The organism is Psychrobacter vallis (assembly GCF_904846715.1).
Lineage (GTDB): Bacteria > Pseudomonadota > Gammaproteobacteria > Pseudomonadales > Moraxellaceae > Psychrobacter > Psychrobacter vallis.
This window is the reverse complement of record NZ_CAJHBU010000034.1, coordinates 1-7,923: the sequence shown is the minus strand read 5'-3', so window position 1 is coordinate 7,923 and position 7,923 is coordinate 1. Positions and strand designations below refer to the sequence as shown.

The 7,923-nt window shown below is 39.8% G+C and carries 7 protein-coding genes; all 7 read right to left on the bottom strand.

Annotated elements, in window-relative coordinates; all coding sequences use genetic code 11:
• Positions 1-73: 73 nt before the first annotated feature.
• Entirely contained in the window at positions 74-1,654 is a 1,581-nt protein-coding gene (locus JMY02_RS13345) for a hemagglutinin repeat-containing protein (RefSeq protein ID WP_201599134.1), read from the bottom strand.
• A gap of 184 nt (positions 1,655-1,838) precedes the next feature.
• Complete coding sequence (gene cdiI, locus JMY02_RS13340) at positions 1,839-2,264, bottom strand: ribonuclease toxin immunity protein CdiI (protein WP_201599133.1); 426 nt, start codon at positions 2,262-2,264, stop codon at positions 1,839-1,841.
• Positions 2,248-3,912, bottom strand: coding sequence for a CdiA family toxin C-terminal domain-containing protein (locus JMY02_RS13335; RefSeq protein ID WP_201599128.1), 1,665 nt, complete (start codon positions 3,910-3,912; stop codon positions 2,248-2,250). The genes cdiI and JMY02_RS13335 overlap by 17 nt, the downstream gene beginning before the upstream one ends.
• A 553-nt stretch (positions 3,913-4,465) precedes the next feature.
• On the bottom strand, positions 4,466-4,672 hold the full coding sequence (locus tag JMY02_RS13330) for a barstar family protein (protein WP_227678528.1): 207 nt from the start codon (positions 4,670-4,672) through the stop codon (positions 4,466-4,468).
• A gap of 39 nt (positions 4,673-4,711) precedes the next feature.
• Positions 4,712-4,954, bottom strand: coding sequence for a hypothetical protein (locus JMY02_RS13325; RefSeq protein ID WP_201599127.1), 243 nt, complete (start codon positions 4,952-4,954; stop codon positions 4,712-4,714).
• A 147-nt stretch (positions 4,955-5,101) separates the two neighbouring features.
• Positions 5,102-5,392: a contact-dependent growth inhibition system immunity protein gene (locus tag JMY02_RS13320; RefSeq protein WP_201599126.1), complete on the bottom strand. Its 291-nt coding sequence runs from the start codon at positions 5,390-5,392 to the stop codon at positions 5,102-5,104.
• 14 nt (positions 5,393-5,406) lie between these two features.
• A partial coding sequence (locus JMY02_RS13315; RefSeq protein ID WP_201599125.1) for an RNase A-like domain-containing protein occupies positions 5,407-7,923 on the bottom strand: 2,517 nt, incomplete at its 5' end.

The following is a 7,923-nucleotide window of genomic DNA, read 5'->3' as shown; positions in this document are numbered from 1 at the left end:
TACGGGTCACCATCTAATCAGCTTAAAACTCTGAGGAAATGGTGTGATATTTAATCCTTATCTACTACAGCCCCTAATTATAAGTTCCTGCATTAGTAGGATCAGTTACTATACTACTAGCTCTAAATTCACTACGGCTTAAAGACCCATCTTTACCACTATCAATAATCACTTCAAAACGTCCATCTTTACTAACAAACTTTTTATACTGATATTGTCCATTAGGTAGCTTTTTCGGTTTACCATTGGAATCGAAGTTATGGAAAATATTTTTATCGTCTGATAATTGATCCCAATTATTATTTAAATTACCTGATTTAAGATCATCTAGTAGCTTTTGGCTAGCTTTTGCATTCAAGCTTCCCCGTTGAGTAACATGAAGGTATCTAAATGTCTTACATGCCTCAGCATTAGCATTTCTACATCCGTCATAAGCTGCGTTAAATTCTTCATTTTGCTCCTTATCTATATCTATATATTTGACTAAAACAGCTCTACGACATTCGTTAGTCTTACAAGCTGAAAGCTCTTTTGCTCTTGCAGCTTCCTGTATGTGAGTCAAATAATTATTCTGTGTCTGACTAAAGCTTGTAGCATTACTAGCAGCATTTCCACCAACGACTGCGCCTGCCGCTGCTGATAAACCTAATAAAAGTGCGCCGCGAGTGGTCTCATCAACGCCTTGTTTGTCTAGATATCTTCTTACCGCTGGGATTGAGACTGCCGTCGTTCCACTAGATAGAGCGCCTTCTACACTACCAGTCGCAATAGCACCGACTAGTGTATGTAGAGCAACGCGATAGGCACCGCCATCGCCCCATTTCTTAGCTTCCTCTACATTACCATTAAGTATGAGTGTTTCTTCTCTTTTACTAGCATAATCCCCAACCGCCTTCGGTGCTTCCTTCCCAAACTCATGCGTAATCTGCGTCTGCGCTCCTAACTCCTCATTGACTCGACCAGCATCAAAGCTATTCTCAAGAATACCTGCATACTCTGCGCGGTTGTCCGTGGTGATGTCTTTATTACCTGCAATACCTGTGATACCAGCACGAGTCACACTGCTATCACTGTCGCTATCTGTGCCATAGCCTAGGCCGTTCATGCTTGCTTGCGGTTTATTATTGGTATTACCAACACTGACACCCACTTGGATAGCATCACCCTCATAGCTGGTGGTATTCCTGATGTCTTGCGTCTCTATGCCACCTTTGCTGACATAGTTATTGAGTCCTGCTTGTAGCGCAGCATCAGTGGTGGTAATCGCCCCACCTATGAGTGTGGTTTTACCCTTAGCAGTGAGATCAAGACCGCCATCTCCTGTAAAGATGCCCGACTGCTCACCAACGGCTTTATAATCCGCGTTAAGGTTGGTCTTGACACCATTGACCGAAAGACTAGAGCCTGCGCCACCGCCTGCTATGTCGATATCAGCGTTAAAGCCCATGTTCTTTTGTTTGCTGTCATAGGTAGCCGTGTCTTGTAGCGATTCAATGGTGACATCACCGCCGATAACGCCTTGGGCGCGACCCGTGTTAATGACGCCGCCTTTGATGTTGACATCTCGGCCAATGTCAAAGGTAGTGGTGCCGCCAACGTTTATTTGGCTATTGGTGTAAAGATATAAAAAAAGCCACGATCTTTTTAGTATCATGGCTTTTAGCTAATCAAGCTTATTTCAAACAGTTATAAATACCACTATAAATCCATATTAATAAATACTATTATTCTATTCAAAAGCTCAATATAGTCTACCTGTTCTTCATTTTCTTCATTTTCTATTAATAACTCAAAATTACATACTAAGTATCGTAGTTTTTAGTCTAAGTAAGTTATAGCTAAGGATTCAAAGGCTGCCAATTCTCGATTATATTTGTTAAAAATTCATTATATTCTGGATGAATTTCCAAGAAACGCTGACATGCTTTTTTTGCGTAATCAAAACTAACTTCCTCGGATACATAGACCTTCATATCTGGATCATTAAACCCTATCTCAAAGCAAACCCCTTCAAATACATCGTCAACATAAGGACTGTTTGGATCAGGATAATACCAATAACAACCTTCTACTCCTGCATTATCATAATTTACTAAAACATCATATATAGATTCTAAAAAAACACTACTTTTATATAGAGTGCTAAAGCATTCTTTTATAACTCCACTTGGCTTATTCTCATGAATTTCTTGCAAGTTGTAAAAATAATAATAATTTTCTGGTTCTTTAGGACAATAATGCAACTTACTATTGTGGGTGGACATTACTGATTACTCCTGTTTTTGGATTTATATAAATTTGAAAACTCACCCCATTAACCACACTGTCATACTGTCTTTTATTAAGTGTAATAGCCTCTCTATAACCGTTAGCAGCTGCTTCTAGCCCCATATCTAGTATTTCAGAGTCTGAAAATTTAGCAGGATCATAAACAGTTTTAGGGGAGCTTACCTTCTTCCATCCATCACGATTGCCAGCTCTATCATATCCTAGAATTTCATATTTAACCGTCACAATACCATTTACACCTGTGGGAGTCTCTGATACAACTCTTCCACCATGCTTTTTTAATTCTGCTTCAAAATTGGCTCGATTATGACCACCACTAATACCTTTTGCTCGAGTAAACCCATCCGCATTAGCTAAGTGATATTTTAAATTATTATCAACACTCATATTTCTTAAATTATTTAGAAGCTGCTCTCTTTCCTCCTTTTGTGCTACCAACTTAGCAGCTGATAGTCCAGCAGCTCTTATCGCTTTAAGCTCACTCAAAGGAATATAATACTGCTCTGGATAAAGTGGTTCTATTCTATCATCGCGAGTCGATATATCTGACATCTGGTTGTTGATATTTTTGGCAACTTTATTAAAGTCTTTTTGGTTGTTTCTATTACCTTGATAACTACCACCATAAGTGCCATAAATACTATTTTCATTATAGTAGCCACTATCGTCAAACATATGAATCGGCTTATTTGGACTTACAGAGGTATTGCGGTCTTTCTCTAACTCTACATTGCCATATTTAGCTTTTAAGGTGCTATAAGATTTTTGAGCTATTGCTATATCATTTTCAATAATTTTTTCAAATGCTTGAGCGTTTTGACTATAAGCTGATTTAGCAAAATCTTTTTTGAATGTAGCTAATCTATCATTTCCTTTTTTATCAAGTTCAGCATAGGTAACTGCATAAAGAAGACTTTTCCAGTATTCAACACCTCTTCCATATTTACTAGCAAGATCTTTTGCTGATTCATTCAGTTTCTGCATCTCACTCCAATGTAGCTGCCTATTATTCGCATCGACATTGACCCCATTAATAGTACTGGCTGTATCCAGTCCAGCAGCAACTCCCGCTCCTGCCAATGCCAGACTGGTAATACCTTTAGTTGCATTACTTGCAGTATCCGCATCCATACCTTTATCAATCAGCGCTTTAGCTAGCTTAGCTTGTACATCATTAAGCGTAGGCGCAGCAGCAGCCACACCGCCTGTGGTTAATGCCCCTTCTACGCTACCCGTTCCCAAGGTACCTAAAGCGGTATGAGCCGCGACTCGGTAAATACCGCCTTCATCCCATTTACTGATGGCTGTCATTTTCTCATCAGCACTCAGATTGGAATTGGCTCTAATAGCATTAATACGATTTTGTGAAAACTCAGCCACGGCCTTCGGCGCTTCCTTGCCGAACTCCTGCGTAATCTGCGTCTGCGCTGCCAGCTCCTCATTCACTTGACCAGCATCAAAACTGTTTTCTAGGATGCCTGCATACTCTGCGCGGTTATCCGTGGTAATGTCTTTATTACCCGCAATACCTGTAATTCCTGCACGAGTGATACTACTGTCGCTATCGCTATCTGTGCCGTAGCCTATACCATTACTATTGGCCTGTGGCTTGTTCTCAGTCATACCCAAACTAACACCAACTTGGATGGCATCGCCGTCATAGCTGGTGGTATTCTTGATGTCTTGCGTCTCTATGCCACCTTTACTGACATAGTTATTGAGTCCTGCTTGTAGCGCAGCATCAGTCGTGGTAATCGCCCCACCTATGAGTGTGGTTTTACCTTTAGCAGTGAGATCAAGACCACCATCGCCTGTAAAGAGTCCAGACTGCTCACCAATGGCTTTATAGTCTGCATTTAAGTCAGTCTTGCCGCCATTGACCGAAAGGCTAGAGCCTGCACCACCGCCTGCTATATCGATATCAGCACTAAAGCCCGTGTTCTTTTGTTTATTGTCGTAGGTGACATTACCTTAATTATAGATACAAAAAAAATCTACGACGCAGATCGCGTCATAGATTTTAGCTAAGTTAGCATTTTTTAAACACTAATTAATCCAGAATTCACTTTATTAAATTAGAATAGAAAAAATATGAATTAAGGTATTAAACTAAAGGTAAACTTATCTTCTTATTCAAATTTTTCATCTTGCTCTTTAACCTTCTCTAAAATAGAAATTATTTTTCAAATGAACTTATTCTGTTTTTTGAAATATTTGTGTCGATCCATACTAAGTTTATAGGTCTTTCCACACCTGTACTTAGTAAGTCCCATAATGCATCTACATTCTTACCATAACAGTTATCAACATTGAGCTGTCGTGCTATTTCATTATGAAAATCTAACTCGCAAAATATTTTTTCTCCGTAAATTTCAAGATCCATAGCTAGTTCCAATCATAAATATTTACCAAGTATATAAAACTATAAGTTATATGTATTTTTATAACGTAAATACAATTTACTTAAATATTTCTCCACTTTTTCTTTGTCTTTTGGGTGTTGCAAAACATACTTATCGACTATAAAAGACATGCTATCAATAAATTCTTTTATGCTGATTCTTGAGCTTTCATAATCTCCTATAAAAAATGCTACATGGTCAAAATTTTCAGGAAATCCCCAGTCTTGATCTAAACCAAACCCATTATTTTCACTGGAGGTCACACCTTCACCTTCACTTATTTAAAGCAGCATGCTTAAAAAACTTAACTTATTTTTTTCTAAAGCCTCATGAATTATAGAATATAAGTCTTTATACTCATTTTCAATTAAGTAATTTTTAGTGTTATCTAAAGACATATTGCTATCTCTTTATTTTCGCTTATCAACCTCATCAACTAGCAATTTATAAGCACACTCAAACCATTCCTTTTCAGTATTGTAACCTTCTAGTAATGGATCGAAGTCAAAGCTATTATCTTCAAAAACTTTCTCTGACAACTTATTTTTTAATATAACATTAATGTCATCAATTACATTTTGCACAATTTCTAAATTTTCTTTTTTAGCAAAAAAAAGTAGTACTTCTTTTTCTTCAGAAAACTCAGATTGCCAATCCTGATAAAAATAGCACTCCATAATATACTTGAAAGCATTAAGCATTATATTTCCTATGATTATTGTGATGGATACGAAGTAATAATTACAAAACCTTTAGGTGCTTTGGGATCTTTGTCAATTATTAAACGTACTTTTTGCGAGTTAGTACTTTTTGTTGCCCCCCTACTGATTACTCTACCAACGTTATATCCTAGAGATTGTGGCAATACTAAGCGATCAGGACCTGAGGACAATTTTAACCATTCGTTTACCTTGGTTTGGTTCAATCTGAGAGTATCTCCTATGGCACGCTCTGCAGTATAAAGGTCAGCAAATGTAGAAGTTGCACCGAGTCTTGGTTCAGCTGAAAGTCTTGCAATCAGCTGTTGATCACTTTTACCCACATGTTTGGCAACTGCATGACCACCTATATTATCATGGTATATTAAAGTTCGACCTGCATACAAATTAAAGTTATTAGGAATGACTTGAGCTGTAGGCACATACTTCCCAGATTTTGCAACCGTGCCAACCCCAAAGCCTACTCCACCAGTACCAAGAATGTCTATACCAAGTTGGAGGGTTTGAGCCGCTTCCTTGGATAACCCCAATCCTTGTAGTGTTTGAACAATTTGAGTTGGATCTTGTTGACTTAATGGCTTGCCAAAATTCTTCGTACCAGTAATTAAGTGATCACTAGAACTGGATAAACCTGCAGAGCCTGCTACTACTGCCGCATAACATCCTATGCCAGCTGACGCACCACAAGCATATGCTGCACCGCCTATAGACCCTACTCCTCCTATAGCGCCACCTCCAGCTTCTAGAGTTGGCTTGATATAACGATTCAATATACTCCTATCTTTAGCATTAAATTTATAAGCTAAACTATCAAAGTAAGTTATCAGTAACTCAGGATTGCTTTCTAGTTTAGCAATTGTCTGATTTCTTAAATCTCCATACTTTGACTTAACATAAGGGTTTTCAACAAAGTTTATCATTTTCTGAATAACATCATTACAGTCTCCACCTGCAGACCTGCATTTACCTTCAAATGAGCTTTTCTGAATGTTATATATTCTTTCTACCTGTTTTTTCGAAGCTTTATTTATATTTTTAAGATCCGCATAGTAGTAATTATCCTCAACCGCAACCTTACTCGTCTCAGCGGCATTAGCGGCATCATTAGCACTACCTGTAGTCGCACCAATACCAGCACCCAGAACACTAGTAATAGCGCTAATCGTATCTTTCTGCTCTGGAGTTAGCTTAGTAGGATCACTACTACCATAGATAAATTTAGAAATTAAAGGAGCAGTAGCCTCACCTGCACCAGCTGAAACGCCGCCATTCAATGCATCATTACCAGTCGCATAACTGATAGCTGCGCCCAAAATACCTTGAGCTAAAATATGAGAGGCACTACCTTGCTCTGATCGATCACCACCATCTATACTATTAACGACTTCATTTGCTTTAAAGTAAGTCCCGATCTGACTCGCTACAAAAGGACTGGCGGCTTTAGCCACATACCCTGTCACGCCATTTGAGTTCGGTCCATAAATAGCACCAGAGATGGCATCAAACAATAATCCTTGGTTTTGTACTTTGTCTGCTTGTTGAAGCAGCGTGTCTCTAGCAACAGTATTACCTAGCTGCCCTTGTTCTTCTGCATCTTTGCGTAATTTTTGTTCTTTAGCATTAATCTCAGTCTTGACTTTACGACGCTCTTGATCGAAAGCTTGGGTGATCTCAGCCTGCGCCCCAAGCTCCTCATTCACCTTCTCTGCATCAAACACATCATCTAACTGTCCAGCGAGTGCTTCCCGATTGTCTGTGGTGAAGAGGCCTTCTTTATCACTGTAGCCACTGACCCCGCCTTTGGTGATACTGCTGTCACTATCACTGTCTGTGCCATAACCAATACCATTCATACTGGCTTGTGGTTTATTATTGGTGCTGCCAATGCTGATACCTGCTTGAATAGCATCGCCGTCATAGCTGGTGGTGTTTTTAAGGTCGGTTGCGGTCACGCCTTGTTTAAAGACGATGTTACTCTTGCCATTGTCTTGAGCAGCTTTTGAGGTGACAAACACGCCACCTTTGAAGGTGCCTTTGCCTTCAGCGACAAGGTCGGCTTCATTGGCAAAGAGTCCAGACTGCTCACCAACGGCTTTATAATCCGCGTTAAGGTTGGTTTTGCCGCCATTGACCGAAAGGCTGGAACCTGCGCCACCGCCTGCTATGTCGATATCAGCGTTAAAGCCCATGTTCTTTTGCTTGCTGTCATAGGTGGCGGTGTCTTGCAGTGACTCAATGGTGACGTCGCCACCAATAGCGCCTTGGGCGCGACCTGTATTAATGACGCCGCCTTTGATGTTGACATCATTAGCGATGTCAAAGGTAGTGGTGCCGCCAACGTTGATTTGGCTGTTGGCATAGGTGGTGCTGTCACTGTTGGCAAACCCTTTAGCACAGCTCGCGCTGGCAGTGATACCTGCGCTGCCTGAGGTATCTGCATAACCACCAATAGCGGTACTTGAGCTTTTGTTATTACTACGGGTATTGCTGTTTTGTGCCACGGCATTGACGTT

Excerpts from the sequence above, each read along its gene's own strand:
- cdiI (WP_201599133.1), bottom strand. The coding sequence starts at position 2,264 with ATGTCCACCCACAATAGTAAGTTGCATTATTGTCCTAAAGAACCAGAA.
- JMY02_RS13335 (WP_201599128.1), bottom strand. The coding sequence starts at position 3,912 with ATGACTGAGAACAAGCCACAGGCCAATAGTAATGGTATAGGCTACGGC.
- JMY02_RS13345 (WP_201599134.1), bottom strand. The coding sequence starts at position 1,654 with ATGATACTAAAAAGATCGTGGCTTTTTTTATATCTTTACACCAATAGC.
- JMY02_RS13320 (WP_201599126.1), bottom strand. The coding sequence starts at position 5,392 with ATGCTTAATGCTTTCAAGTATATTATGGAGTGCTATTTTTATCAGGAT.
- JMY02_RS13330 (WP_227678528.1), bottom strand. The coding sequence starts at position 4,672 with ATGGATCTTGAAATTTACGGAGAAAAAATATTTTGCGAGTTAGATTTT.